Source organism: Chromobacterium sp. Panama (genome assembly GCF_003052555.1).
GTDB lineage: Bacteria > Pseudomonadota > Gammaproteobacteria > Burkholderiales > Chromobacteriaceae > Chromobacterium.
Genome location: NZ_QARX01000001.1, coordinates 3,475,179 through 3,498,703, shown reverse-complemented (window position 1 = coordinate 3,498,703; position 23,525 = coordinate 3,475,179). Strand labels below are relative to the sequence as shown.

The following is a 23,525-nucleotide window of genomic DNA, read 5'->3' as shown; positions in this document are numbered from 1 at the left end:
TCGCCCAATGAAAGCAAAAACGAAACAAACCCTGACGGCGGCTTGCCTGCTGCTGTCGGCATGGCCGGCCTGCGCGCTGGACCTGCACGGCCTCAAGCCGGAGGAGGTGGCCGTCTGGGCCGCGCCGGTGGAAAGCGGCAAGACGCTGGCCGGCCACCGCGCCGACAGCGCGGTCAACCCGGCCTCCACCATGAAGCTGATCACCAGCTGGAGCGCGCTGAATCTGCTCAAGCCCGGTTATCGCTGGCATACCGGGCTGTGGTCCGCCGCTCCGCTGCGAGACGGCGCGCTGCAAGGCGACCTTTACTGGCTGGGCGCCGGCGACCCGCGCTTCAACAACGACAGCCTGCTCAATCTGCTGTACGGCCTGCGGCTGCGCGGCGTGCAACGGATAGACGGCAAGCTGGTGTTGGACAAGAGCGCCTTCAAGGGCGTGTCCAGCGCCCGCGACTTCGACGAAGACGCCGGCCGCGCCTTCACCGTGGAGCCGGACAGCCATCTGACCAATCTGAAAGTGGCCTGGCTCAATTTCTACGTCGACGCCGACGGCGCGCGCGTGGCGCTGGACCCGCCGCTGGCCGGCGTCAGCGTCAACGCCAAGCTGCAGGCCGGAGGCCAGAGCGGCGCGAACGATTGCTCCGACGTGCGCCGCTACGTCAGCATCGCCAACGACGTGCGCTCGGTCACCGTCAGCGGCACCTTGCCGCCCAGTTGCGACGGCGCCAAGACCTTCGTCAACGTGCTGGACCACGACGCCTTCGCCAGTCAGGATTTCGCCGCCCTGTGGCTGGCGCTGGGCGGCGCCGGGCCCAAGGGCGCGGGGCTGGGGCGGGTGCCGGCCGGCGCGCGCGAACTGGCCGGTCACGATTCCCAGCCGTTGACCGTGGCGATCAGCGACATCAACAAATACAGCAACAACACCATGGCGCGCACCTTGTTCCTGACCTTGGGCAAGGAGGGCGGCGGCGGAGAGGACACCCGCGCCAACGCCGAGCACGCGGTGCGGCGTCTGCTGGCGGCCAACGCCATTTCCGATGAAACCCTGGTGCTGGAAAACGGCTCCGGCCTGTCGCGGCGGGAGCGGGTGAGCGCGCGCCTGATGGGGCAAGTGCTGCTCAACGCCGCGCGCGGCCCCTACGCCAGCGAATTCCTGGCCAGCCTGCCCATCGCCGGCGAGGACGGCACCTTGCGCAAGCGCTTCGCCGAGCAAGGGCCGCGGCTGCGGATGAAGACCGGCACCCTCAAGGACGTCAAGGCGCTGGCCGGCTACTGGCTGGGCGCGGACGGCCGCCGGCTGGCGCTGGCGGTGATCGTCAACAGCCCGCGCGCGCCGGAGATGGGCAAGGCGATGGACCAGATCGTCGCCGATCTGATCGACCGCTTCGAGGCGTCCAAGTAAGAACATGGCGGATTGACGGTTTCGGCGCGCGCGGCGGGAGTATACTATCGGGTTTTGCGCGCTCCTCGCCGGAGCGCCCGATTCCGCGAGAGCCATCGATGAAACCCGTAACCATGTATACCACCGCGGTGTGCCCCTATTGCATCCGCGCCAAGCAAATCCTCTCCGCCAAAGGCGTGGCCGAGATCAAGGAAATCCGCATCGATCTGGACCCGGTCGAGCGCGACAAGATGATGGATCTGACCGGCCGCCGCACCGTGCCGCAGATCTTCATCGGCGACGCCCACGTCGGCGGCTGCGACGACCTGGTGGCGCTGAACCAGGCCGGCAAGCTGGACCTGCTGCTGGCCGATTGAGCCGGCTTGCCCGCGATCAAACCGCGCGCTTGCGGGCGGTTGGCCCTGAACCGCTTTCGTGCGATGATGCAGGCCTGTTTTAACCATTCCAAAACCGGCCGCTTGCGAGCGGCCTCCGTGTGAGACAAAGAGATGAGCGAACAACAAGAGCTGCAGCCGGCGTTTTCCATCGAGAAAATTTATGTGAAGGACATGTCCCTGGAAGTGCCTAGCGCGCCGCAGGTGTTCCTGGAGCAAGAACAGCCGGAAATCGACATGCAGCTGGCCAGCGAAGGCAAACAGCTGGACGACGGTTTCTACGAAGTGACCCTGACCGTGACCGTGACCGCCAAGCTGCCGGAAAAAACCATGTTCCTGTGCGAAGTGGGCCAGTCCGGCATCTTCCAGATCCGCAACGTGCCGGCCGAAGACATCGACCCGATCCTGGGCGTGGCTTGCCCCAACATCCTGTTCCCCTACGCGCGCGAAGCCGTGTCCAGCGTAGTGAACCGCGCAGGCTTCCCGCCGGTGCTGTTGTCCCCGATCAACTTCGAAGCCCTGTACATGCAGCAACGCGCGCAACAGGCCGAAGCCGGCAACGCCTGAGGCGACGCAAGCAATGAAACGCCTCGTATATCCGCTGGCGCTGAGCCTGGGCCTGCTGTCCCACGGCGCCGCCGCACTTGAGTTTCGCTCGGTGAAGGAAACCGGCGTGGCGCTGTACGAGGCGCCGACGCTCACCTCGAAGAAACTGTTCGTGGTGAGCCGCTATTACCCGGTGGAAGTGCTGAGCAGCCAGAAGGAATGGTCGCGGGTGCGCGACGCCACCGGCGGCATCGCCTGGATTCCGGCCGCCGCGCTGTCCAAGCAGCGCTGGCTGCTGATCACCGCCGACAAGGCGGAAGTGCGCGCCGCGCCGGCCAACGACGGCCCGCTGGCCTACACCGTGCCCAAGGACGGCGTGGTGGAGCTGCAAGAGCCGCCCAAGGGCGGCTGGGTCAAAGTGCGCCACCGCGACGGCAGCATCGGCTATGCTCGTATTACCGACCTCTGGGGCTTGTAAGGGCTACGCATGAAACTGGCCATCCTGGGCGCTGGCGCATGGGGCACCGCCCTGGCCATCGCCTTCGCCCGTCACCATCAAGTCACGCTCTGGGCGCGCGACGCCAACCAGGTGGCCGAACTGGCCGCCAAGCGCGTCAATCAGCGCTATCTTCCCGATTGCCCGTTTCCGGACGCGCTCAAGCTGTCCGCGGAACTGCCGCGCGCCATCCACGACGCCGAACTCATCCTCATCGTCACGCCGATGGCCGGTTTGCGGCCCACCTTGCGGGCGCTGACCGCGCTGTCTTCGCAACTGCCGCCGCTGCTGTGGGCCTGCAAGGGCTTCGAGGCCGGCTCCAGCCTGCTGCCGCACCAAGTGGTGGCCGAGGAATTGCCGGCCAACCACCGCTGCGGCGTGCTGTCCGGCCCCAGCTTCGCCCGCGAAGTGGCCCAGGGCTTGCCGGCGGCGGCGGCCGTCGCCTCCGACGACGAAGCCTTCGCCCGGCAGGTGGCGCGGGATCTGCACAGCCCCTTGCTGCGTCTGTACGCCAACGCCGATCTGGTGGGGGTGGAAGTGGGCGGCGCGGTCAAGAACGTGATGGCCATCGCCACCGGCGTGGCCGACGGCCTGGAATACGGCATGAACGCCCGCGCCGCGCTGATCACCCGCGGGCTGGCGGAAATCACCCGCCTGGCCACCGCGCTGGGCGCCAGCCAGCACACCATGATGGGCCTGGCCGGCATGGGAGATTTGATACTCACCTGCACCGGCGCGCTGTCGCGCAACCGCCAGGTGGGCCTGAAGCTGGCCGAGGGCAAGCCCTTGCAGCAAGCGCTGCAGGAGCTGGGCCATGTCGCCGAAGGCGTGGCCACCGCCCGCGAAGTGCTGACCATGGCGGAGCGGCTGGAAGTGGACATGCCGATCACCGCCGCGGTCTGCGGCCTGCTCTACCAGGGGCATGATCCGCAGCGGGTGGTGCAGGAGTTGCTGAGCCGTTCGCCCAAGTCGGAGGATGGCGATCTGCTGCATTGAAGCATCTGCCGGGGGCGCCGGCCGAATGAGAAAACGGACCGTTGCTCAGAAGAGCGCGGTCCGTTTTTTTATGGTGGCAGGGAATAGCTACCGCCTGTTGTTCGTGTAAAGCCGCCTTGTCATGCGGTGACTGTTCCAGGTGCACATGACCACGCCTGTAGCGCTCTCCTTGGCGCCTCCTTGCTTGTTTTTCAGGTCGGGGCTAGCCATCCCTTCAAGGCCGCGCCTGCAGCGCGTCCAGGCCGTGTTGCAACCACTGCTGCGCCGGCGCCAGCGTCAGATGCAGCACATTGCAGGGGCAGGGCTGTTCCTTGGCCTGCTCCAGCAGCGCCAATACCGCGCGCAGGCTTTCGTGGCCCTTGCGCAGATCGCGTATGGCGCTGCGCAGGCTTTGCTCGCGGGCGTACAGCCGGCTTTCCAGTCGTTTCAGCGAGGCCGGCGCCACGCTGTTGAACGGACGCAATTCGGAGAGCAGCGTATTCAGGGGAAGAGAGGGAGACAGCAGGGCGCGATAGCGCCGGGTTTGGTGCGTCATCGGAAGGCTCCTATGGCTGGGCCTGCCTTCGCTGCTACGCGGGTACGGCAGGCGAATGACGAGGGTAGCAGACCGGCCATAGCTCCGGCAGGCGCACGAATGCGCCTCCCCGCCAGCGCCTGCCTTTGATAAGGCGGGGACTATGGCGAGGCTATGGCTTTATGAGCTGCTACACCCAAATACCGCGGAATGAGGCGGCACGCGGCGATTGTTACTGATTGGGGATGGAGGGTCAAGCCAGCGGCTTTGGAGGGGGGCAAGGCCTGCAAGCAGGCGCGGCCGACGGCTCCGGGGAGAAGTAGCGCCGCCAGAAAGCTTCGCGGCAGGTGCTGTTGAAGCTGATATGGCCGGGCTGGATGGCGTCGCCGGACGGCTGGCGGACGACTTCGTAACGAATCCAGCACTCGGCGCAGGCGGCCTCGGCCGGGTAATCGTCCTGTTCCGTCGTCCGCTGGATCATTGCGCCATCGTCGAAAACATAGGTGGACTGCTCTGCAACGACCGTATAGCCCTGATCCGTCCAACGGTTCCGGCTTGAGCCGTCCAGGCGCGCGCGGCGCGGGGAGGGCGCGTTCAGGATGGCGTTGACGTAGTTGACCAGATGATTCATGCGGCTGCGGCTTGGACAGGTGCGGAAGGCTGTAATGGTAGGCGCAAACGGGGCGAAGAACAAAACAAAAAAGCCCTTGATTTCTCAAGGGCTTAATTGCTTGGTCTGGCGGAGAGGGAGGGATTCGAACCCTCGGTACGCTCGCACGTACGCCTGATTTCGAGTCAGGTACATTCGACCACTCTGCCACCTCTCCGACTCAGAGTGGGGCATTCTATTGGGCAAGGGATTACCTGTCAATAGCCTTGTCGCAGCTAGCCATAAAAAACGCCGCCCGGAGGGGCGGCGCGTTCAACGGAGCAGACCATGCTCAGTGTTTTTTCAGCTCGCCTTCCCACTTGGCCACCACCGCGGTGGCGATGGAGTTGCCCACCACATTGGTGGCGGAGCGGCCCATGTCCAGGAAGTGGTCGATGCCCAGCAAGAGCAGCAGGCCGGCTTCCGGAATGTTGAACTGGGCCAGGGTGGCGGCGATCACCACCAGCGAGGCGCGCGGCACGCCGGCCATGCCCTTGGAGGTGAGCATCAGGATCAGCAGCATGGAGATTTCCTGCGCCAGCGTCAGATCGATGCCGTAAGCCTGGGCGATGAAGATGACGGCGAAAGTGCAGTACATCATCGAGCCGTCCAGGTTGAAGGAGTAGCCCATCGGCAGCACGAAGCTGGCGATCTTGTTGGAGCAGCCGAAGCGCTCCAGCTGTTCCAGGGTCTTGGGGTAGGCGGCTTCGGAACTGGCGGTGGTGAAGGACAGCAGCAGCGGTTCGCGCATCATGCCCATCAGCTTGAGCACGCGCGGGCCGATGAACATCGCGCCGGCCAGGATCAGCAGGCCCCACAGGATGCCGATGGACAGGTAGAACTCCGCCATGAACTTGCCGTAGGTGGCGAGGATGCTCAGGCCTTCCTTGGCCACGGTGGCGGCGATGGCGCCGAACACGGCCAGCGGCGCGAACAGCATCACGTAGCTGGTCACTTTCAGCATCACGTGGGCCACCACGTCAATGGTGTCGATCAGCAGCTTGGCGCGGTCGCCCAAAGCGGCCATCGCGCAGCCGAAGAACACCGAGAACACCACGATCTGCAGAATCTCATTGGTGGCCATCGCTTCAAACACGCTCTTGGGAATGGCGTGGGTGACGAAGTCCTTCACCGACAGCGCGCCGGCCTGGATGCCGCTGGTGGCGTGGGTGTCCGGCAGCGGCAGGTTGAGCGCCAAGCCCGGCTTGAGCAGGTTGACCATGATCAGGCCCAGGGTCAGGGACATCAAGGACGCGCTGATGAACCAGAGCATGGTCTTGCCGCCGATGCGGCCCACGGTCTTGGCGTCGCCCATCTTGGCGATGCCAACGATCAGGGTGGACACCACCAAGGGCGCGATGATCATCTTGATCAGGCGCAGGAAGATGTCGGTCAGGATGGAGATATTGCTGGCGAAGGCTTTGATGTCGGCTTCGCTGGCGGCGTTCTCGCGATAGAGATAGCCGGTGATGATGCCCAGCACCAGGCCGATGAGGATCAGCCCTGTGAGTTTTTTCGACTGCATTGAGAAGTTCCTACCTGTATTTGAGAGCGTTTTGATAACAACACGGCAAGTTCGCAATGAAACAATGCCGGCGCCGGTCCGGTGGAGGGAGCAGCCGCTTCGTGTGTGTCAAGGTTGCCGATGTAGTGGCCTGCCTACGTTATTGTTGTTTGATTTTATTGGCATTGCTGCCAGTTGTAGGACAGTTGTTGACCTATTTAGGGGTGGGATTATAGTGAATTAGCGAACGCTTGTCTTTGTTGTATTTCGAGTCTTGAATTTCGCAGCGGAGTGTGTGTTGCGGAAACGAATGATGATGAACTTGCCATCGGGATGAAGGGCCGCCCCGTCGCCTTGCGGCGGCGGCCCGGTGTTTCAGTGGTGGATGTCCAGCGTGACGTCGCCGCGTTCCTCGGCCACGGTTTCCAGAATTTCCAGAATGGTGGCGTAAAGGTCCACGCCCAGCGCCTTGCGCGCTTCCTCTGTTTCGCGCCAGACGATCTCGAAGGGGCCCGTCACGTCTTTGGCCAGGCTGTCGTACAGCGCGTCCAGATTGCGGCCGAAGTGGGCCGGCAGGAGCAACTGGCGGCTCAGCTCGTCAAACAGCTGGTCCAGGCTCTTGATGTGGTGCAGTTCGCAAACTTTCACTGGCATGGTGGCACCTCGATGAAGCGGTTGTAGTGATCTACGGTGACGAAACGCTGGCCGGAACCGGAGAACACGATGCGGTAAGCGCCGCGCTTGCCCCCTTTATAGTTCAGATCGGCTTCCTGCCATTGCCCCTTGGGCAGACGTTTTTCGTAATTGCCGAAACGGTCGCCGCCTATGGATTTGCCGTTGAGGCCGGGCACGCTCCACAGGCTGCGGCCGGGCTGCCAGCCGGCGTTCTTGGCCTGGCGCTTGTTGATGAATTGCGGCGGCAGCTGGCCGTTCTTGCCCAACTGGCTCAGCACCGCGCTCAGCTCGTTCTGGTTGAGCTTGTTGCCGGCTTGCTGATTGACTTGGACCGCCACCAGCGAGCATTGCGGCAAGGCCCAGGCGGCGGGGGCGGCGATCAGACAGGCCAGCGCCAACAGGCGCGATAGACGTGGAATCATTGGGCTTGCTCCAGAGGCAGGGATTCAACCGGGTGGTCGGCGCCTATCAGCAGCGGCAGGATGCGGCGCATGCCGGCGCTGTCGGCGTCGGTGGTGATGAAGCGGTAGGCCGGGGCGACGGCGGGCGCGGCGTCCGGCAGCAAGGAGGCCACGCGCCGGGCGATGGCCTCGGCCGGGTCGTACAAGGCGATGCCGTCGCCGGTCAGTTCGCGGATCAGCGGCTCCAGAAACGGGTAATGGGTGCAGCCCAGCGCGATGTGGTCGATGCGCTCGTCAAGTAGCGGCCGCACTACGGCCGCCACCAGTTCGCGCGTGCGCGTGCTGTCCAGCTCGCCGGCTTCCACTTGCTCCACCCAGCCCGCGCCCACGCGGCGCAGCACTTCAATGTGGCCGGCGTGGGTGTCCAGCAGTTTGCGCACCCGCTCGCTTTGCAGCGTGGCCTGGGTGGCCAGCACGGCGATGCGGCCGGTGCGGCTCATGGCCGCCGCCGGCTTGATCGCCGGCTCTATGCCCACCAGCGGGATGGAAAGCTCGCGGCGCATGGCGGCGATGCCGGCGGTGGTGGCGGTGTTGCAGGCCACCACCAGCAGGGTGGCGCCTTGTTCTTGCAGATAGCGGCCCATTCTGACGCTGCGCTCGGCGATGTCGCTGTGGCTGCGTTGGCCGTAGGGGCAGTAGGCCTGATCGGCCAGATAGGTGATGCCCCAGCCGGGCAGCGCGGCGCGCACGGCCTTCCATACCGAAAGGCCGCCGAGGCCGGAGTCGAACATCGCGATCATGATGCGTTTGTCAGTTGTTCTGGATGACGATCTTGGGGAATTTGCCGGAGAAGTCCTGGGCTTTCTCGCCCACCTTCACCGCCACTTTGCGGGCGATGGCCTTGTACAGTTCCGCCACCTTGCCGTCCGGATCGGCCGCCACCGTGGGGGTGCCGCCGTCCGCCGCCAGGCGGATGCCCATGTCCAGCGGCAGGGAGCCCAGCACGTCCACGCCGAAGTCCGCCGCCATCCGCGCCGCGCCGCCTTCGCCGAAGATGTGTTCGGCGTGGCCGCAGTGGGAGCAGACGTGGATGGCCATGTTCTCCACCATGCCCAGGATGGGGATGCCCACTTTCTGGAACATGGTGACGCCCTTGCGTGCGTCCAGCAGCGCGATGTCTTGCGGGGTGGTGACGATGACGGCGCCGGTGACCGGCACTTTTTGAGACAGCGTCAGCTGGATGTCGCCGGTACCCGGCGGCATGTCGATCACCAGATAGTCCAGATTGTCCCAGCGGGTGTCGTTGAGCAGCTGTTGCAGCGCCTGGCTGACCATGGGGCCGCGCCAGACCATGGCCTGGTCCGCGTCCACCAGATAGCCGATGGACATGGTCTGCACGCCGTGGCTTTCCAGCGGCTTCAGGCTTTTGCCGTCCGGGGTTTCCGGACGCTGGCCCTGCAAGCCCATCATCAGCGGCTGGGACGGGCCGTAGATGTCGGCGTCCAGGATGCCGACGCGCGCGCCTTCCGCGGACAGCGCCAGCGCCAGGTTGGCTGCGGTGGTGGATTTGCCCACCCCGCCCTTGCCGGAGGCGACTGCGATCACGTTCTTGACGCCGGAGAGCAGCGGCACGCCGCGCTGGGCGGAGTGGCTGGTGATCAGGCTGCCCACGCGCACGCTGAGTTTGCGTTGCTCGGCCAGCGGCGCCAGCGCGGCTTCAAAGCGCAGGCGAACCGGTTCGTGCTGGCTGTTGGCCGGATAGGCCAACACCACGTCCAGCGACAGTTCGGCGTCGCTGATCTTGATGTTTTTCACCGCCTTGGCGGCGACGAAGGGTTTGCCGGTGTTGTCGTCGATCAGGCTGGACACGGCTTCCAGCACTTGAGCATCGCTGAGTGACATGCTGTTTTCGGTTCCCGGTGAGGACTGGAAAAGGCGGGTGAGCTTGGAGAGCATGGGGAGGACATCCGTTGAATCTTTGGCTGTCCGGCAGTTTACCCCAACTTGCCCGCGCTGGCATCGGCGCGGGCGGGCGGGGGCTGCCGGCCTGGCTTATTTGACCACGTTGCCGGCGACGTTGAGCACGTCCCAGGTGCGGGCGAAGGGCGGCGCGTAACAGAAGTCCATCATGCCCAGTTCGCGCGCGCTGACGCCCTTGGCGATGGCCACCGCCAGCGCGTCCAGCCGATGCACCACATCGCCGTTGCGGCCTATCATCTGCGCGCCCAGCAGCCGCCGGCTGCCGGTTTCGTAGCAGAGTTTGACGTGGACTTCCGCCTGGCCCGGCACGTAGTTGGTGTGGTTCTTGTCCTTGACCAGCACGCTTTGGCAATCAAAGCCGGCGGCGCGCGCCTGGGCTTCGGACAGGCCGGTGCGCGCGGCGTCCAGCGACAGCACCCGCACCGCGGCGGAGCCCAGGGTGCCCGGATAGGCCTGGCGGCCGCCGGCCAGGTTCTCGCCCACCAGCCGGCCCAGCTTGTTGGCCCCGGTGGCCAGCGCCACGTAGACCGGTTGGCCGGTCAGCTGATGCGGCGCGGCGGCGCAATCGCCGGCGGCGTAGATGTCCGGCAGGCTGGTTTCGCCGTAGGCGTTGACCACGATGGCGCCGTTGCCCAGGCGCTGCAGGCCGGCGTCGGCGGCAAAGGCGGTGTTGGGGCGTATGCCTATGCTCAGCACCACCAGATCGGCCGGGTATTCGCCGCGCTCGGTGAGCACGCTTTGCACCGCGCCGTCGCCGCGCAGCGCGGTGACGGCCTCGGACAGGTGCAAGGCCACGCCGTGTTCGCGCAGCTCCTGCTCCATCAGGCCGGTGATTTCAGCGTCGAAGGTATCCGGCATCACCCGTTCCGCCAGCTGGATCAGCCGCACGCGCTTGCCCAGGCGGACCATGGCTTCGGCCAACTCCAGGCCGATGAAGCCGGCGCCGATGATGGCGACTTCGCGCACTTCCTCGCGGGCTGCGGCCGCGCGCAGCGCCAGGCCGTCTTCCATCACCCGCAGCGTATGCACGCCCGGCAAGTCCAGGCCCGGCAGCGGTGGGCGGATTTCGCTGGCGCCGGTGGCGATCATCAGCTTGTCGTAAGCGGCGTCGAAGGCTTCGCCGTCCGCCAGCCGGCGCACGCGCACCCGCTTGGAGGCGGGGTCTATGCTCAGCGCCTGGTGGCCGGTGTGCACGCGGATATTGCGCTTGGCGAAGTCTTCCACGCTGAATTCGGCCATATAGCCGGGCTCGTCGAACTCGCCGCCGACGAAGTAGGGCAGGCCGCAAGCGCCGAAGGAAATGACCTCGGACATCTCGTAGACGTCGATTTCGGCTTGAGGCGCGCTACGGCGCGCCTTGGCCGCCGCGCTCATGCCGGCGGCTTCGCCGCCGATGATGACGATTTTCATAGTGTGTTCCCGTCCGGGTTGTTGCTGTGCCGCATTGTGGGGCAGTTGGCGGCTTTAATGGAAAAACCGCCTAGTATGCTGGATTTACAGGTTGTAAATAGGCATTCCCAGGCGGTTTTCAAGGCGGAGTCTCGCGCCGCTTGTTAAGCCATTTCTTCGTCCAGATTGATCTCGCGGTCGCTATTGAACACCTGCATATCGGTCTGGCCCAGCAGACGGCTGGTCACGGTGCCGGCGGTGATGGAGCCGCTGACATTGAGCGCGGTGCGGCCCATGTCGATCAAGGGCTCGATCGAGATCAGCAGGCCGGCCAGCGCCACCGGGAAGTCCAGCGCGGACAGCACGATCAGCGCGGCGAAGGTGGCGCCGCCGCCAACGCCGGCCACGCCGAAGGAACTGATGGTGATGATGGCGATTAGCGGCACGATGAAGTGCAGATCCATCGGATTGACGCCCACGGTGGGGGCGATCATCACCGCCAGCATGGCCGGGTAGATGCCGGCGCAGCCGTTCTGACCGATGGTGGCGCCAAAGGAGGCCGCGAAGTTGGCGATGCCGTCCGGAATGCCCAGCAGCTTGTTCTGGGTGGCCACGTTCATCGGGATGGAGCCGGCGCTGGTGCGCGAGGTGAAGGCGAAGGTCAGCACCGGGATCACTTTTTTAGTCCAGCGCAGCGGATTGACGCCCGCCAGGCCCACCAGCAGCAGGTGCACGGTGAACATCAGCAGCATCGCGCCGTAGGAGGCCAGCACGAAGTTGATCAGGTTGACGATGTCGGCCCAGCTGGAACCGGACACCACCTTGGTCATCAGCGCGAATACGCCGTAAGGGGTCAGGCGCAGCACCAGGGTCACCATGCGCATCACGATGGCCTGGGCCACGGCGATGAAATGGCTGAAGCTGGCGAACAGCTCGGGCTTTTTGCGGGCGATGCCGGTGGCGGACAGGCCGATCAGCACGGAGAAGATCACCACCGCGATGGTGGAGGTCTTGCGCGCGCCGGTCATGTCCAGGAAGGGGTTGGCCGGCAGGAAGTCCAGCACCAGTTTGCTGAAGGACAAGTCCTCCACCGTGCTCAGGTTCTTCACCAGCGATTCGCCGCGCGCCACCTCGGCGGCGCCGGCGGTCAGACCCTCGGCGCTGAGGCCGAACAGATTGGCCATCAGAATGCCGGCGCCGGCGGCGAGCATGGTGGTGAACAAGAGCACGCCCAGGGTGGCGGCGCTGATCTTGCCCAGCGAGGAGCCGCCTTCCAGCTTCAACAGCGCGGCGATGATGGACACCATGATCAGCGGGATTACGATCATCTGCAGCAGCTTGACGTAGCCGGAGCCGATGATTTCGCACAGTTCCAGGCAGGCGGCCAGCGCCGGCGAGCCGGGTTGGGCCAGCCATTGCAGCGCGGCGCCGAAGGCGACGCCCAGCGCCAGGCCGGTGAAGACCCGCTTGGTGAAGGAGACGTGAGTGCGTTGCTGCTGCCACAGCAGCGCCAACAAGGCCAGCGTGACGGCTAGCGTGGCGATGACGGTCAAGGTCATGGGAAACCCCTTAATCTATTGGTTTTGTCGTCAGGTTCCGCTGGCCGCCCGGGCCGGCTTGGCGTCAAAGCGCAGGGGCGGGTTTTGGGGTGGGGCGGCGAGCTGGGCTCAGCGTAGCGACGGCGCGGCGTCGGCATTTTGAGCGAGGTCAGACGAGCTTGGAATCCTGATAAAAAAGCTTCGCCCGGCGGGGCGCCGCTGGCGGGAGCCCGCGCGGCCGCGCCGGGGGAATACGGCGAAAAGCGGCGATTTTACCGATATTCCCCGCGCTTTACTCATATTAATAAGCATAAGCTTATTGATTGTTTTTCTATCAATCGCGCCGTGGCGCCGAGCCGGAGCGATCGACGATGGCTTGGCCGGCGCCTGCGCGCTCGTCTCGTCTTTGCTTGGCGGGGTGTGGGGTGTTTGGGTTGCAAATTGCTGTTTTTATTGTGTTTGTGGCAAAAATTGCTTTGCGCGCCAGGCTTTCTGCAGGTACAATTGCGCCCCTTTTTCGCTTTATTTGGCCCTTGTCCGTCCGGCCGCATGGGCAAGCGCGCCGCTTGCCGGTCTCAGAAAGGCTGCATCTCCCTAATGTCCGCTCTACACGCAAAGCTTAGCCGTTCCAATCTATTGTTTCCGCTGGCCCTGGTTCTGTTCGAATTCGCCGTCTACATCTGCAACGACATGGTGCAGCCGGCCATGTTGGCGGTCACCCGGGAATTCCTGGTCGACGCCTCCTGGGTGCCGGCGTCCATGACCGCCTTCCTGCTGGGCGGCGCGCTGCTGTCCTGGCTGACCGGCCCTCTGTCCGACCGCATCGGCCGCCGGCCGGTGCTGCTGTTCGGCGTCGCCTACTTCACCGTGACCTGCCTGGCCACCTATCTGGTGAACTCCATCGAGGCCTTCATCGCGCTGCGTCTGCTGCAGGGCATTGGCCTGTGCTTCATCAACGCCGTCGGTTACGCCGCGGTGCAGGAAGCCTTTGAAGAAAAAGCCGCGGTCAAGGTCACCGCCTTGATGGCCAATGTGGCGCTGATCGCGCCGCTGGCCGGCCCGCTGGCCGGCGCCGCGCTGATGGAGCTGGCGCCGTGGCGCACCAGTTTCCTGCTGATCGCCGCGCTGTCCTTCCTGGCCTTGCTGGGCCTGATCTGGAAAATGCCGGAAACCACCCAGCCCAGCCACGAGAAACTGCCGCTGGCGCAGATGGGCCGCGATTATCTGAAAGTGTTCGGCAACGGCCGCTTCGTGCTGTCCGCGCTGTGCATCCCGCTGCTGGCGCTGCCGCTGATGGGCTGGATCGCCATGTCGCCGGTGCTGTTGGTGAATGATCTGCACATGAGCGCGCTGGAATACGGCCTGATGCAGCTGCCGGTGTTCGGCGGCCTGATCGCCGGCAATCTGGCGCTGGTGCTGGTGGCCGGCCGCTGGCCGCTGGGCCGTTCCGCGCTGATCGGCATGTGGCCCATCGTGATCGGCCTTAGCCTGATGCTGTCCGGCGTGCTGTTGTCCGCGCATCCGCAATACTTCATGGTGGCCGGCATGACGCTGATGGCTTTCGGCGAAGGCCTGGCGTTTGGCGTGCTCTACCGTTTTGCGCTGATGTCCTGCGACGCCGCCGGCAAGGGCACGGTGTCCGCCAGCATGAGTATGTTGTCCATGGCCGGCTACGCGCTGGGCGTGGAGCTGTTCCGCATCGCTTACCAGCAGGCCGGCATGCTCGGCTTCGCCTGCCTGTCGCTGGCCTTCTCGCTGGCCTATGTGCAGGTGGCGCGCCGCACCGTGCGCGGGGCCATGCTGGAGCGCGCGCAACAGGCCGAGGCCAAGCAGCCGGAACTGGCCAATCAGGCTTCCTGAGCCCGAACCCGGCCCCGCTGGCACAGCCCGGCCCGCATGCGCGGCCGGGCTTTGTCTTGATGGCCGCCGTTTCCCGGATATCCGTCGTGACCGCCGGGGGCGACTGCCTCTATAATTGATCGTTTCAGATCGCACCTTTGGAACAATCCTAATGAGCAAACGCAAGATTCTGGTGACCAGCGCACTGCCTTACGCCAACGCGGGGCTGCATCTGGGTCACATGCTGGAACAGATTCAGACCGATATCTGGGTGCGCTTCCAGAAGATGCGCGGCCACGAATGCTATTACGTCTGCGCCGACGACACCCACGGCGCCCCCATCATGCTGGCGGCGGAAAAACAGGGCATCACCCCGGAGCAGTTGGTGGACAACGTGCGCGAACTGCACCTGGCGGATTCCCAGGGTTTCCTGATCGGCCACGACAACTACTACAGCACCAACAGCCCGGAGAACAAGGCGCTGGCGGAGCAGGTGTATCTGGCCTTGAAAGCCGACGACAAGATCGCCTGCCGCACCATCGAGCAGCTGTTCGACCCGGAAAAGCAGATGTTCCTGCCGGACCGCTTCGTCAAGGGCGAATGCCCCAAGTGCAGCGCCAAGGATCAATACGGCGACAACTGTGAAGTCTGCGGCGCCACTTACAACCCCACCGAACTGAAGAACCCGTACTCGGCGGTGTCCGGCGCCAAGCCGGTGCTGAAAACCTCCGAGCACTATTTCTTCCGTCTGGGCGAGTGCGCCGACTTCCTCAAGCAATGGACCGGCGGCAGCAGCGTGCGCGCCGACGGCGCGACCCAGCCGCATTTGCAGCCGGAATCGCTGAACAAGATGAACGAGTGGATTTCCGGCGGCCTGCAGGACTGGGACATCAGCCGCGACGCGCCGTACTTCGGCTTCGAAATCCCGGGCGCGCCGGGCAAGTACTTCTATGTGTGGCTGGACGCGCCCATCGGCTACATGGCCAGCTTCAAGAACCTGTGCGATCGCAGCGGCCTGAATTTCGACGAGTGGTTCGGCAAGGACAGCCGTACCGAGATGTACCACTTCATCGGCAAGGACATCCTGTATTTCCACGCGCTGTTCTGGCCGGCGATGCTGAACTACTCCGGCCTGCGCGCGCCCACCGGCGTGTTCGCTCACGGCTTCCTCACCGTGGACGGGCAGAAGATGTCCAAGTCGCGCGGCACCTTCATCCAGGCCAAGAGCTATCTGGATTGCGGGCTGAATCCGGAGTGGATGCGCTATTACATCGCCGCCAAACTGAACGGCCGCATCGAAGACATCGATCTGAACCTGAACGACTTCGTCGCGCGGGTGAATTCCGACTTGGTGGGCAAGTTCGTCAACATCGCCAGCCGCTCCGCCGGCTTCATCGCCAAGCGTTTTGACGGCATGCTGGCCAGCCAGGTCAGCGACGGCGACATCCTCGCCAAGCTGCAGGCCGCCGCCGATGAACTGGCCGCCGCCTTCGAAGCGCGCGAATACGCCAAGGCGCTGCGCGACGTGATGGCGCTGGCGGACGTGGTCAACGCCTACGTGGACGCCAACAAGCCGTGGGAACTGGCCAAGCAGGAAGGCCAGGACGCGCGCTTGCAGGAAGTCTGCACCGTGTTGATCAACGCCTTCCGCCTGCTCACCATTTACCTGAAGCCGGTGCTGCCCAAGCTGGCCGAAGGCGTGGAAGCCTTCCTCGACGTGGCGCCGCTCGCCTGGAGCGACGCCGCCAACCTGCTGCTGGGCAAGAAGATCCACGCCTACCAGCACCTGATGCAGCGCATCGACCCGGTGCTGATCGACAAACTGATAGAAGCGAACAAACAGAATATGCAAGCCACCGCAGACACCCCGGCCGCAGCTCAATACGAGCCGCTGGCCGAAACCATCAAGATCGACGACTTCGCCAAGCTGGACCTGCGCATCGGCAAGGTGCTGGAGTGCAACTTCGTCGAAGGCTCGGACAAACTGCTGCAGTTCACCGTGGATATGGGCTTTGAGAAGCGCAACATCTTCTCCGGCATCCGCAAGGCTTATCAGGAGCCGGAAAAACTGGTGGGTCGCAATGTGGTGGTGGTGGCCAATCTGGCCGAGCGCAAGATGCGCTTCGGCGTGTCGCAGGGCATGATCGTCTGCGCTTCCGGCCAGGACGACAGCGAAGGCCTGTTCCTGCTGGACGCCGATCAAGGCGCCAAGCCGGGCATGCGCATAGGCTGAGCCGGTAGTTCCTAATCCTGACTGTTCTTTTTACTAGTTGGGTCCCGCGGCCCCTGCTGTCATATTGGCATGCAGGGGCCGCGTCATTTCGCGGCCCCGAAACCTTCACCGGGCTGTCATCTGAGGCTGTTACATTCACTGCAAGCCAAATGCGAAACATTCTCGTCCGGCTGGCGGAACTTTTGAAAATATGGTATGTCTCTAGATGAAATGAATTTTGAACAACCCAAAAAAAAGAAAAAGGAATGAACCATCATGAAAATTTCTCAACTGAAACCCGGCTACAAAATCCTTGAGCACAAGGACAGCGGCTCTACCATGCATTACGAAGTGGTCAGCATTCGACAGGTTGGCAAGATGTTTGAAGTGACTTTCAAGTCCGCCTTGGGCTTGGCCAGCGCCTTGTATCCCGCCAACGCCTTCATTCAGGCGGCCGCCTGATGCCACTCCCCTGCGTTTGTCCATTCCATTGCGCAGATTACAGATGAAGCCCCGCAAAATGCGGGGCTTTGTTTTTGGCCCGTCCTTTTTCTCCCCCTGCGAAAAACTCAAGTCAGGCAGTTGACGTTTCGATGCAAATTGTTCATGCTTTTTGCATTTGAAGGCGGAGGCGCCGTGCCGAAACGCGCAAAACTGATACTGGAAATCATCGTCAATTTCCTGCTGCCCTGGTTGTGCTACCGCTATGGCGAGCCGCGCTGGGGCGAAGCCGGCGCGTTGATGTTTTCCGCCTTGCCGCCGGTGCTGTGGAGCGTGATCGAGCTGTTGCGTTTCCGGCGCGTGGACGCTTTGAGCCTGCTGGTGTTGCTGGGCATAGGCTTGTCCTTGCTGGCCATGCTGCTGGGCGGCGACGCGCGCCTGCTGTTGCTGCGCGAGTCCCTGATCACCGGTTTGATCGGCTGCGGCTTTCTGCTGTCCCTGGCGCTGCGCCGGCCGCTGGTCTTCTATCTGGCGCGGGCGACCTTGGCGCGGGAGTCGGAGCAGGGGCGGGAGCGGTTCGAACAACTATGGCGCGCGGATGGCTTCAGGCGCGCCATCCAGCAAATGACGCTGTGGTGGGGCTTGGGTTTGAGCCTGGAGGCAGGCGGGCGCGCTTATCTGGCCTGGACCTGGCCGGTAGAGCGTTTTCTGCTGGTGGCGCCCTTCATCAGCTACGGCGTGATGGGCGGGCTGTGCCTGATGACCTTGGTGTATAGGCGGAAGATGCGCCGCGAAGCCGCCGTGGCCATGGCCGCGCTTTGAAGCGGATCTCGGGCGAATAGACAAAAAAAAAGGGCCGCAAAAGCGGCCCTGAAGTTCCGTGATGAACACTTAGGAGGAAAGACACGGCTGCTTGTTTTGCGGCTTCGCTGGCAGTCGAAACCGCAGCGGCAATGTCTTCCAAAATGCACAAGATCGCGCCCGCATCGGCAGCGCCTGTTGGCAGACAGGCGGCTGACTTCTCGGGCCGCAATCGCTCGGGGAGAACGACTGCGCTGACCTTGAGTTCACTTTAGACGGTCTTTGTTGATCAGGTGTGTGGTAGTAAAGATCAACTGTTAACAAGTATGAATCATCTTGGTGCGAACTTTCCCCGCATCAGAAATTTTTTTTTCCAAAACGCTTGACCAGAAAAACGGGGCGGGGTATAGTTCGCTCCTCTGCACGAAACACAGCAGACAGATCAGACGCGGGGTGGAGCAGTCTGGTAGCTCGTCGGGCTCATAACCCGAAGGTCGTAGGTTCAAATCCTGCCCCCGCAACCAGTTTTATAGTAGTAAGCAAGTTAGCCACCGGGACGGTGGCTTTTTGCATTTCTGCCCACCGTTTACCATGTTCGTCTTTGACGATCCTCACCGGCCCGAACATGTCATGTAGTATCGTTCGCGCTTCAGCTGGCTCTGATTGCAGGGCCGCCTCTAGGTTGGCTAGTTGCATCTGGTAGCGCTCAACGATCTGCGCCGCGGATAGGGTTTGAGCCGGCTTTGCATGCTTTCTAATCTCTGCTGTTAGGCGGGCTTTTTCCTCTTCTGCTGTCGTCAGTCGTGCTTTCAATGCGGCAGATATCCCGATTGCTGCAATTGCATCAACCATCCTCCCTATCTCTTTCTCTAGATCTACAATTCGTTGAGCCATTTGCTCCGCTTCGGTGTTGCCATTGTTTGCTTGCTCATTCATTAGCACCTCTACTCGGCAGAGCAACTGTTGGATGGCGTCAGGTGAGCCGAGGGCGGTCCTTATCTGATTCAGCAATATTGTCTCGACCTTATTGCGTGGAATGGTAATGCCACTGCACGCGCTTGGGCCGCTGTTGTGTTTGACGCTGCAGCCGTAGCTGTAATGGCTATATGCAATCATTGGGCCACCGCATACGCCGCAGCGTAGAGTCCCGCCGAAAAGGGTGGATGTGCGTCCCCCGCGTTTGGTTTGGCCGCCCATGATCGCTGGAAGCTCTTTGCGTTGATTGGCGGCATCCCATAACTCATTGCTGATGATGATTAGCTCCGGCCGTTCCTGTATTACCCATTCCATCTCTGGCCGTGGAAGCCGGGTGCGTTTGCCGGTTTCAGGCGAGGTGATCCACTGGCTGCGGTTCCAGATGAAGCGCCCTCTGTATATCTCGTTGTGCAGTAAGCCCGAACTTGTTTTCTTGGTGCCGGCAATGGAGCTCAGTTTCCATTGACCGCCGCGTGGGGAGGGTATGCCACGTTTGTTTAGATCATAAATAATGGTTTTGAAACTACAGCCGGCAGCGAATCGCTCAAAAATCTCGCGCACGATCTTGGCTTGGTCTTCTGCGATTTCGAACCTGCTGCCAGCCTCCTCTTTGACCAGTCGATATCCGTAAGGCGCGGCTCCCGCAACAAACCCTCTATGCACTTGGCCGGCTAACCCCCGGTGTATTTTAAGTCGCAGATCGTCGATGTACATTTCATTGATGATGCCGCGCATGCCGCGATGCAGCTTTCTGCTGCTGGAGTCGGAGTTGTAGCCGTCGGCAACGCCAATGATGTTGATCCCCCAATACTCCAGCAGCCTTACTGCAACCTCCTGGTCAACTCTATCCCGTGCCAGTCGGTCCAGTCCTTCAATGATCAGTACATCGAACAGCCGGGCTTTTGCGGCTTCCATCATCGCTGCGGCACCGGGGCGTTCCGTGATGCTGGTCATGCCGGAGATGCCTTCATCCTGGAATACCTGGCCTACGGCCATATTTTCCAGCGTGGCGCGCTGCCGGGACACGCGAATCTGGTCGTCGATAGACGTTTCGCGTTGCTTATCTGACGAGTATCGAGCGTAGATTACGGCGTTCATTTTTGAACTCCTCGGTGTGCTGTTGCAGCATACGTATGGCAACCAACTTCATTAACTTTGAGTGACAGCGGATGGTCAAGCTAGAGTGGTTCGCGTGATCTTAAGCGCCTGGTATTTCCGTGGTGACGGTTTCGGAAACAGCTTCAAGCGGTGCCTGCTGAACTTCGGCATAAAGGTGTTGGAAGCGGGCGGCGTAGTCGTCCAGTACCTGGATGGACAGGTCCGCCAACAAGTACTGATGGGAGGCTGGGGGCGTTTGGGACTGGAGGGCGGTTAGGGTGGAGCGTAAGAGGGCGAAGCAGTTGAAGGCCATGGCGCAAGCGTCCAAGGTTTGGGACAGCAGGCGTTGTTGTTCCTGGCTTGGGGCCGGGGGCGGTTTGGCGAGAGTCGAGGGAGAGGTCATTGCGGTCTCCAAGTCAGCGTTGGAAACCTGTCCGGCGAGACTTGGACAGGCGCGTGACAAGGTTGGAAGACCGGTACTCGTAACCAAAAACCGGTAGCTCGCTAGGAACTCCCTGCCACGGCCTGTCCGGATGGGGACAGCGTGGCAGCAGACGTAGCTGTGCCAAAGCGGACACTAGCAAGTCTGCGATTACGAGTTATTGGGCTTCCAAACCCTGCGCGGCGTTATTGTGCGCTGCGCGAGGCAAGAGTACTGAGGTGGCGGGGGGGCGTCAAGGCGAGATCGAGGCAGAATCTGCGTGCAATTAAGCGCCTGGGTGGGTGGTCAGGCGCTTTCCTTACGTCAGACGGATGGGGGGGAGGGCTGTCTGACTAGGGCTAGGCGGGCTTCGGCCATATTGCTAAAGCCGACTTGTTTGTAGCAGGCGCGAACACATGTGTCGCGGTTCTTCCATTTGCCGCTGGCCCAAAGTTCGCGGATGGCGGCCCAGGCGGCGTCATTGCGAGGTTTTGCGTGCAGGAGTGGCGTGAATTCCGATAAGAAGCCTTGCCGCATCGATGGGCTAAGTTTCCGCATCCAGTGGTAGTACAGATCCATGGTGAGCTTCATCTCCTGTTTGAATTCGGTATCGATGCCCTGTTGCGCAGGGCAGACGTTCGAGACGGAGCCGTGCTGCGCTTCATAGGCAAGGATGACTTGCACCGCCTTTTTGATCGTCTGGTGTTGTCGAATCACTAGATTCATCATGATGTTCTCCTTCCCATTAGCGTTTAGCAGCGATTGAGGCCGCGGCCGAGCGTGTTGGCTTCGGCTTGGCCGTGCGGGTGGTGTACTCGACTCCACGATAAAAATCCGTCCCGGCAACTGGAACTGCGCCTGCTGCTGCAAGGCCAGCGGACTGGCTCCGGCCTCGCTGCACAGCTGGTAGTGCGCCTGATGCCCGTCCGGCAAGGCCCTGCTCAGCTTCCGCTGGAGCGGTCTATCTGCTAGGGAATAGGATGGGTGGTGGTGGTTGCCTGACTAGGGCTAGGCGAGCTTCGACCATATTGGTAAAACCGGCTTGCTTGTAACAGGCGCGCACGCAGCGGTCCCGGTTACTCCATTTGCCGGTGGACCAAAGCTGACGGATGGTGGCCCAGGCGGCTTCATTACGGGGTTTAGTTGGCATTAACGGCGGTAACTCCTTCAAAAAACCTAGCCTCATTGATGGGCGATATTGCCGCATACAGCGGTAGTACAGGTCCATGGTGAGATTCAGCTCAAACTTGACCTCGGTAAGGATGTTCCGGTAAGCAGGGCAGGTTTTTGAGAGGAGGCCATGGTGCGCTTCATAAGCCTGGATCAGTTGCACCGCCTTCTTGAGCGACTGATGTTGTCGAATTAATAGATTCATCATGATGTTCTCCTTCCCATTAGCGTTTAGCGGTGATTGAGGCCGCGGCCGAGCGTGTTGGCTTCGGCTTGGCCGCGGCGGGGGGTGTGCTGGGTTCCACGATAAAAATCCGCGCCGGCAGCTGGAACTGGATCAGCTGCAACAAAGCCAGCGGGCCGGCTCCGGCCTCGCTGCGCAGCTGATAGCGTGCCTGATGCCCGTCCGGCAAGGCCCAGCTCAACTGCCAGCTGGCGCGGTCAATCTGTTCGCCACCACCCCGCAACGCACCAGCTCTTCCCCGGAGGCGGCGGCAATGCCTATCTTCGCGGCCACACCCAGCAGAGATTTCAGTTCGATGGAACCATTGGGAGACAGGCAGATTAATTGATAGCGATAGCTCTCGGAAACGCCTTCCTCGCCTTCCAGAGCCTGAGGCAACAAGGTTTCAGCCGCGATACTGCCATCCCCGAGGGACAGCGTGAGCAGACGATTGTCTTGCGTGAAGGCACTGGAAAAACTGGCAAGCAGCTGGCTGATATCCATGGAATAAAATGTCCGCAAAGAAAAACCACTTACGCAAAGTGGCCTATTGGTGATGGTTCGCAATGGAGAGCGGAAACATTCTATTTGGATGGCTTGTGACGGTACAAGCGAGCTAGGTCAAGGTTTGGTGAGGCCCAGTTCTAAAGGACAGGTGCGGTACGTTCGCGGTTTTGAAGAGAGCGCTCCCAAAGCACATAGAGTCAGACGGGGAAATACGAAGAGGCTTCATACTCAACACCAGATATCGACAGCGGCAGTGATCGCCATGAAGTTGCTGGGCAGCGGCTATTACGACGTGGGAGCAGATGAGGGCAAGGCGACGCAGGTCAAGGCCGCCAAACACATCTATGGAGACCATAGACGCCGAGGGCGCGCACATCCGGCGTGACGGCATGGGCGCGGCCTTGGCGGGGGCGTTGAGGGAGGGGGAGGGCTTCTTGATGTACTGAAAATGGAAGTTGGGTAAGGGGGGCAATCAAGTCTGAACTCCTGCAGTTTACCAGGTACTTTGATGGCTGTTTCCAATGCAAAAACAGTCACGTTCACCTCACCCGCAAAGGGCAGCCTTGGCCGATCAGCAGCCCTCCCATCGCGGTAAGGGCCGATCATCGGCCATAGCAGTCGGGCAATCTACCTCTGTGGTATGGCTGCTATCGACTCAAAGCGGACTGTGGATAACATCCAAAGCAAACGCTTAGCACAGTAATTAAGTCGCAGATGAAATAAATTATTGCCATCATTGCTAGCCTAATTAATGATGTTGCCTATTATTATTTTTCCTCCAAGAAGGACTTCAATTAGAGATCCACGCTTTTCATGTTTAGACAAGTCATTGTCATCGTCTATCTTTAGCCCTTTCCAATAGCAACAATAGAAGTAGCCAAACTCACGAAAATCTCTCGGAAACTGCTGGTCAAGCCATGTCATATCAAGCTTTAACCCCGCGTCAGTTGATTGAATCTCGAATATCTTAGCATTGCCTTTAAATCCATTCCGTAAAATGTACTTATGGGCATCCTCAATAGAATCAGTGGCAAAAAAAGAGTTGAGCCGCGACTTAGTCGCCAATTTCTTGATCTCTGGATGATCTGTTCTAAATACCTCAAGCCAGAACTCTCTATATGCAGAACTGTCAAGACGATTTACCTCATCAGGAACATTTTGTAGCGAAGGAATGCTTTTTATTCCAACGTTCTTGAATTTTGTCCAGTAATTCTTTCCAAACACCGATGGAGCATTAGAGCGTAAATCTATGTCCATGCCTGAGCGCAAGCGGCCGGTCATATCCACATGAAAGAATGTTTGCATTTTCTTAAATTCGGCAATTAGGGTTAACGTAACATCAAACGCAGCGTAACGCGCTTATAACTGTGTCTACGT

23 protein-coding genes and 2 tRNA genes are annotated in these 23,525 nt (G+C 61.7%); 10 read left to right on the top strand and 15 right to left on the bottom strand.

The window, feature by feature from the left end:
* The first annotated feature begins 7 nt into the window (after nucleotides 1–7).
* The 5 genes from dacB (at nucleotide 8) to DB032_RS15805 (ending at nucleotide 3,811) form a co-directional block, all read left to right on the top strand.
* Complete coding sequence (gene dacB / locus DB032_RS15825; protein ID WP_107800324.1) at nucleotides 8–1,399, top strand: D-alanyl-D-alanine carboxypeptidase/D-alanyl-D-alanine-endopeptidase; 1,392 nt, start codon at nucleotides 8–10, stop codon at nucleotides 1,397–1,399.
* A gap of 98 nt (nucleotides 1,400–1,497) precedes the next feature.
* Complete coding sequence (grxC, locus tag DB032_RS15820; protein ID WP_107800323.1) at nucleotides 1,498–1,755, top strand: glutaredoxin 3; 258 nt, start codon at nucleotides 1,498–1,500, stop codon at nucleotides 1,753–1,755.
* Nucleotides 1,756–1,887: 132 nt separating this feature from the next.
* Complete coding sequence (gene secB, locus DB032_RS15815; RefSeq protein ID WP_107800322.1) at nucleotides 1,888–2,340, top strand: protein-export chaperone SecB; 453 nt, start codon at nucleotides 1,888–1,890, stop codon at nucleotides 2,338–2,340.
* Between the two features lie 13 nt (nucleotides 2,341–2,353).
* Entirely contained in the window at nucleotides 2,354–2,797 is a 444-nt protein-coding gene (locus DB032_RS15810) for an SH3 domain-containing protein (protein WP_107800321.1), read from the top strand.
* A gap of 9 nt (nucleotides 2,798–2,806) precedes the next feature.
* On the top strand, nucleotides 2,807–3,811 hold the full coding sequence (locus DB032_RS15805) for an NAD(P)H-dependent glycerol-3-phosphate dehydrogenase (RefSeq protein WP_107800320.1): 1,005 nt from the start codon (nucleotides 2,807–2,809) through the stop codon (nucleotides 3,809–3,811).
* 214 nt (nucleotides 3,812–4,025) lie between these two features.
* Here DB032_RS15805 and DB032_RS15800 read toward each other — a convergent pair whose 3' ends face one another.
* The 10 genes from DB032_RS15800 to DB032_RS15755 form a co-directional block, all read right to left on the bottom strand.
* Complete coding sequence (locus DB032_RS15800; protein WP_107800319.1) at nucleotides 4,026–4,346, bottom strand: DUF1484 family protein; 321 nt, start codon at nucleotides 4,344–4,346, stop codon at nucleotides 4,026–4,028.
* Nucleotides 4,347–4,578: 232 nt separating this feature from the next.
* Nucleotides 4,579–4,956 carry a hypothetical protein gene (locus tag DB032_RS15795; RefSeq protein WP_107800318.1) on the bottom strand — a complete coding sequence of 126 codons (378 nt, stop codon included), beginning with the start codon at nucleotides 4,954–4,956 and terminating at the stop codon, nucleotides 4,579–4,581.
* Nucleotides 4,957–5,062: 106 nt separating this feature from the next.
* Nucleotides 5,063–5,152 (bottom strand) — tRNA-Ser (locus tag DB032_RS15790).
* A gap of 114 nt (nucleotides 5,153–5,266) precedes the next feature.
* Entirely contained in the window at nucleotides 5,267–6,499 is a 1,233-nt protein-coding gene (locus DB032_RS15785) for a dicarboxylate/amino acid:cation symporter (protein WP_107800317.1), read from the bottom strand.
* A 354-nt stretch (nucleotides 6,500–6,853) separates the two neighbouring features.
* Nucleotides 6,854–7,132: a barstar family protein gene (locus DB032_RS15780; protein WP_107800316.1), complete on the bottom strand. Its 279-nt coding sequence runs from the start codon at nucleotides 7,130–7,132 to the stop codon at nucleotides 6,854–6,856.
* Nucleotides 7,123–7,575: a ribonuclease domain-containing protein gene (locus DB032_RS15775; protein WP_107800315.1), complete on the bottom strand. Its 453-nt coding sequence runs from the start codon at nucleotides 7,573–7,575 to the stop codon at nucleotides 7,123–7,125. The genes DB032_RS15780 and DB032_RS15775 overlap by 10 nt, the downstream gene beginning before the upstream one ends.
* The gene (gene murI, locus DB032_RS15770; RefSeq protein ID WP_107800314.1) at nucleotides 7,572–8,354 is read right to left on the bottom strand and encodes a glutamate racemase; all 783 of its coding nucleotides are present in this window, start codon (nucleotides 8,352–8,354) and stop codon (nucleotides 7,572–7,574) included. Before murI ends, DB032_RS15775 begins: the two co-directional genes overlap by 4 nt.
* Nucleotides 8,355–8,364: 10 nt before the next feature.
* A complete protein-coding gene (gene apbC / locus DB032_RS15765; protein WP_107800313.1) occupies nucleotides 8,365–9,456 on the bottom strand; it encodes an iron-sulfur cluster carrier protein ApbC in 1,092 nt (363 codons plus the stop codon).
* A gap of 150 nt (nucleotides 9,457–9,606) precedes the next feature.
* Nucleotides 9,607–10,944, bottom strand: a complete 1,338-nt coding sequence (locus DB032_RS15760; RefSeq protein WP_107800312.1) for a CoA-disulfide reductase — start codon at nucleotides 10,942–10,944, stop codon at nucleotides 9,607–9,609.
* 143 nt (nucleotides 10,945–11,087) lie between these two features.
* Nucleotides 11,088–12,482 carry an L-cystine transporter gene (locus DB032_RS15755; RefSeq protein ID WP_107800311.1) on the bottom strand — a complete coding sequence of 465 codons (1,395 nt, stop codon included), beginning with the start codon at nucleotides 12,480–12,482 and terminating at the stop codon, nucleotides 11,088–11,090.
* Nucleotides 12,483–13,058: 576 nt separating this feature from the next.
* Between DB032_RS15755 and DB032_RS15750 the strand changes: the two genes are divergently transcribed.
* The 5 genes from DB032_RS15750 to DB032_RS15730 all read left to right on the top strand — a co-directional run bounded on the left by DB032_RS15750 (nucleotide 13,059) and on the right by DB032_RS15730 (nucleotide 18,278).
* Nucleotides 13,059–14,321: an MFS transporter gene (locus DB032_RS15750; RefSeq protein ID WP_107800310.1), complete on the top strand. Its 1,263-nt coding sequence runs from the start codon at nucleotides 13,059–13,061 to the stop codon at nucleotides 14,319–14,321.
* Nucleotides 14,322–14,472: 151 nt separating this feature from the next.
* Nucleotides 14,473–16,533 (top strand): methionine--tRNA ligase, encoded by a 2,061-nt coding sequence (metG, locus tag DB032_RS15745; RefSeq protein WP_107800309.1) that lies wholly within the window; start codon nucleotides 14,473–14,475, stop codon nucleotides 16,531–16,533.
* A 255-nt stretch (nucleotides 16,534–16,788) separates the two neighbouring features.
* Entirely contained in the window at nucleotides 16,789–16,974 is a 186-nt protein-coding gene (locus DB032_RS15740; RefSeq protein ID WP_019103612.1) for a hypothetical protein, read from the top strand.
* A gap of 174 nt (nucleotides 16,975–17,148) precedes the next feature.
* Nucleotides 17,149–17,775, top strand: a complete 627-nt coding sequence (locus DB032_RS15735) for a VC0807 family protein (RefSeq protein ID WP_199225915.1) — start codon at nucleotides 17,149–17,151, stop codon at nucleotides 17,773–17,775.
* A gap of 426 nt (nucleotides 17,776–18,201) precedes the next feature.
* A tRNA-Met gene (locus DB032_RS15730) sits at nucleotides 18,202–18,278 on the top strand.
* On the opposite strand, the gene DB032_RS24885 is transcribed toward DB032_RS15730, so the two are convergent.
* The 5 genes from DB032_RS24885 to DB032_RS23810 form a co-directional block, all read right to left on the bottom strand.
* The gene (locus DB032_RS24885; protein ID WP_370445218.1) at nucleotides 18,235–19,827 is read right to left on the bottom strand and encodes a recombinase family protein; all 1,593 of its coding nucleotides are present in this window, start codon (nucleotides 19,825–19,827) and stop codon (nucleotides 18,235–18,237) included. The genes DB032_RS15730 and DB032_RS24885 overlap by 44 nt on opposite strands.
* A gap of 745 nt (nucleotides 19,828–20,572) precedes the next feature.
* Entirely contained in the window at nucleotides 20,573–20,977 is a 405-nt protein-coding gene (locus tag DB032_RS15710) for a hypothetical protein (RefSeq protein WP_107800306.1), read from the bottom strand.
* A 232-nt stretch (nucleotides 20,978–21,209) separates the two neighbouring features.
* Nucleotides 21,210–21,626 (bottom strand): hypothetical protein, encoded by a 417-nt coding sequence (locus tag DB032_RS15705; protein ID WP_107800305.1) that lies wholly within the window; start codon nucleotides 21,624–21,626, stop codon nucleotides 21,210–21,212.
* 213 nt (nucleotides 21,627–21,839) lie between these two features.
* Nucleotides 21,840–22,145 carry a hypothetical protein gene (locus DB032_RS15695; RefSeq protein WP_199225914.1) on the bottom strand — a complete coding sequence of 102 codons (306 nt, stop codon included), beginning with the start codon at nucleotides 22,143–22,145 and terminating at the stop codon, nucleotides 21,840–21,842.
* Between the two features lie 747 nt (nucleotides 22,146–22,892).
* A complete protein-coding gene (locus DB032_RS23810) occupies nucleotides 22,893–23,453 on the bottom strand; it encodes a hypothetical protein (protein WP_146176698.1) in 561 nt (186 codons plus the stop codon).
* Between the last annotated feature and the right edge of the window lie 72 nt (nucleotides 23,454–23,525).

Coding starts and splice junctions, on each gene's coding strand:
- DB032_RS15750 (WP_107800310.1), top strand. CDS start 13,059: ATGTCCGCTCTACACGCAAAGCTTAGCCGTTCCAATCTATTGTTTCCG.
- DB032_RS15775 (WP_107800315.1), bottom strand. CDS start 7,575: ATGATTCCACGTCTATCGCGCCTGTTGGCGCTGGCCTGTCTGATCGCC.
- DB032_RS15755 (WP_107800311.1), bottom strand. CDS start 12,482: ATGACCTTGACCGTCATCGCCACGCTAGCCGTCACGCTGGCCTTGTTG.
- DB032_RS15780 (WP_107800316.1), bottom strand. CDS start 7,132: ATGCCAGTGAAAGTTTGCGAACTGCACCACATCAAGAGCCTGGACCAG.
- DB032_RS15795 (WP_107800318.1), bottom strand. CDS start 4,956: ATGAATCATCTGGTCAACTACGTCAACGCCATCCTGAACGCGCCCTCC.
- DB032_RS15705 (WP_107800305.1), bottom strand. CDS start 21,626: ATGATGAATCTATTAATTCGACAACATCAGTCGCTCAAGAAGGCGGTG.
- murI (WP_107800314.1), bottom strand. CDS start 8,354: ATGATCGCGATGTTCGACTCCGGCCTCGGCGGCCTTTCGGTATGGAAG.
- DB032_RS15810 (WP_107800321.1), top strand. CDS start 2,354: ATGAAACGCCTCGTATATCCGCTGGCGCTGAGCCTGGGCCTGCTGTCC.
- DB032_RS15740 (WP_019103612.1), top strand. CDS start 16,789: ATGAAAATTTCTCAACTGAAACCCGGCTACAAAATCCTTGAGCACAAG.
- apbC (WP_107800313.1), bottom strand. CDS start 9,456: ATGTCACTCAGCGATGCTCAAGTGCTGGAAGCCGTGTCCAGCCTGATC.
- DB032_RS15805 (WP_107800320.1), top strand. CDS start 2,807: ATGAAACTGGCCATCCTGGGCGCTGGCGCATGGGGCACCGCCCTGGCC.
- DB032_RS15785 (WP_107800317.1), bottom strand. CDS start 6,499: ATGCAGTCGAAAAAACTCACAGGGCTGATCCTCATCGGCCTGGTGCTG.
- DB032_RS23810 (WP_146176698.1), bottom strand. CDS start 23,453: ATGCAAACATTCTTTCATGTGGATATGACCGGCCGCTTGCGCTCAGGC.
- DB032_RS15760 (WP_107800312.1), bottom strand. CDS start 10,944: ATGAAAATCGTCATCATCGGCGGCGAAGCCGCCGGCATGAGCGCGGCG.
- DB032_RS15800 (WP_107800319.1), bottom strand. CDS start 4,346: ATGACGCACCAAACCCGGCGCTATCGCGCCCTGCTGTCTCCCTCTCTT.
- grxC (WP_107800323.1), top strand. CDS start 1,498: ATGAAACCCGTAACCATGTATACCACCGCGGTGTGCCCCTATTGCATC.
- secB (WP_107800322.1), top strand. CDS start 1,888: ATGAGCGAACAACAAGAGCTGCAGCCGGCGTTTTCCATCGAGAAAATT.
- dacB (WP_107800324.1), top strand. CDS start 8: ATGAAAGCAAAAACGAAACAAACCCTGACGGCGGCTTGCCTGCTGCTG.
- metG (WP_107800309.1), top strand. CDS start 14,473: ATGAGCAAACGCAAGATTCTGGTGACCAGCGCACTGCCTTACGCCAAC.
- DB032_RS15695 (WP_199225914.1), bottom strand. CDS start 22,145: ATGGATATCAGCCAGCTGCTTGCCAGTTTTTCCAGTGCCTTCACGCAA.
- DB032_RS24885 (WP_370445218.1), bottom strand. CDS start 19,827: ATGAACGCCGTAATCTACGCTCGATACTCGTCAGATAAGCAACGCGAA.
- DB032_RS15710 (WP_107800306.1), bottom strand. CDS start 20,977: ATGATGAATCTAGTGATTCGACAACACCAGACGATCAAAAAGGCGGTG.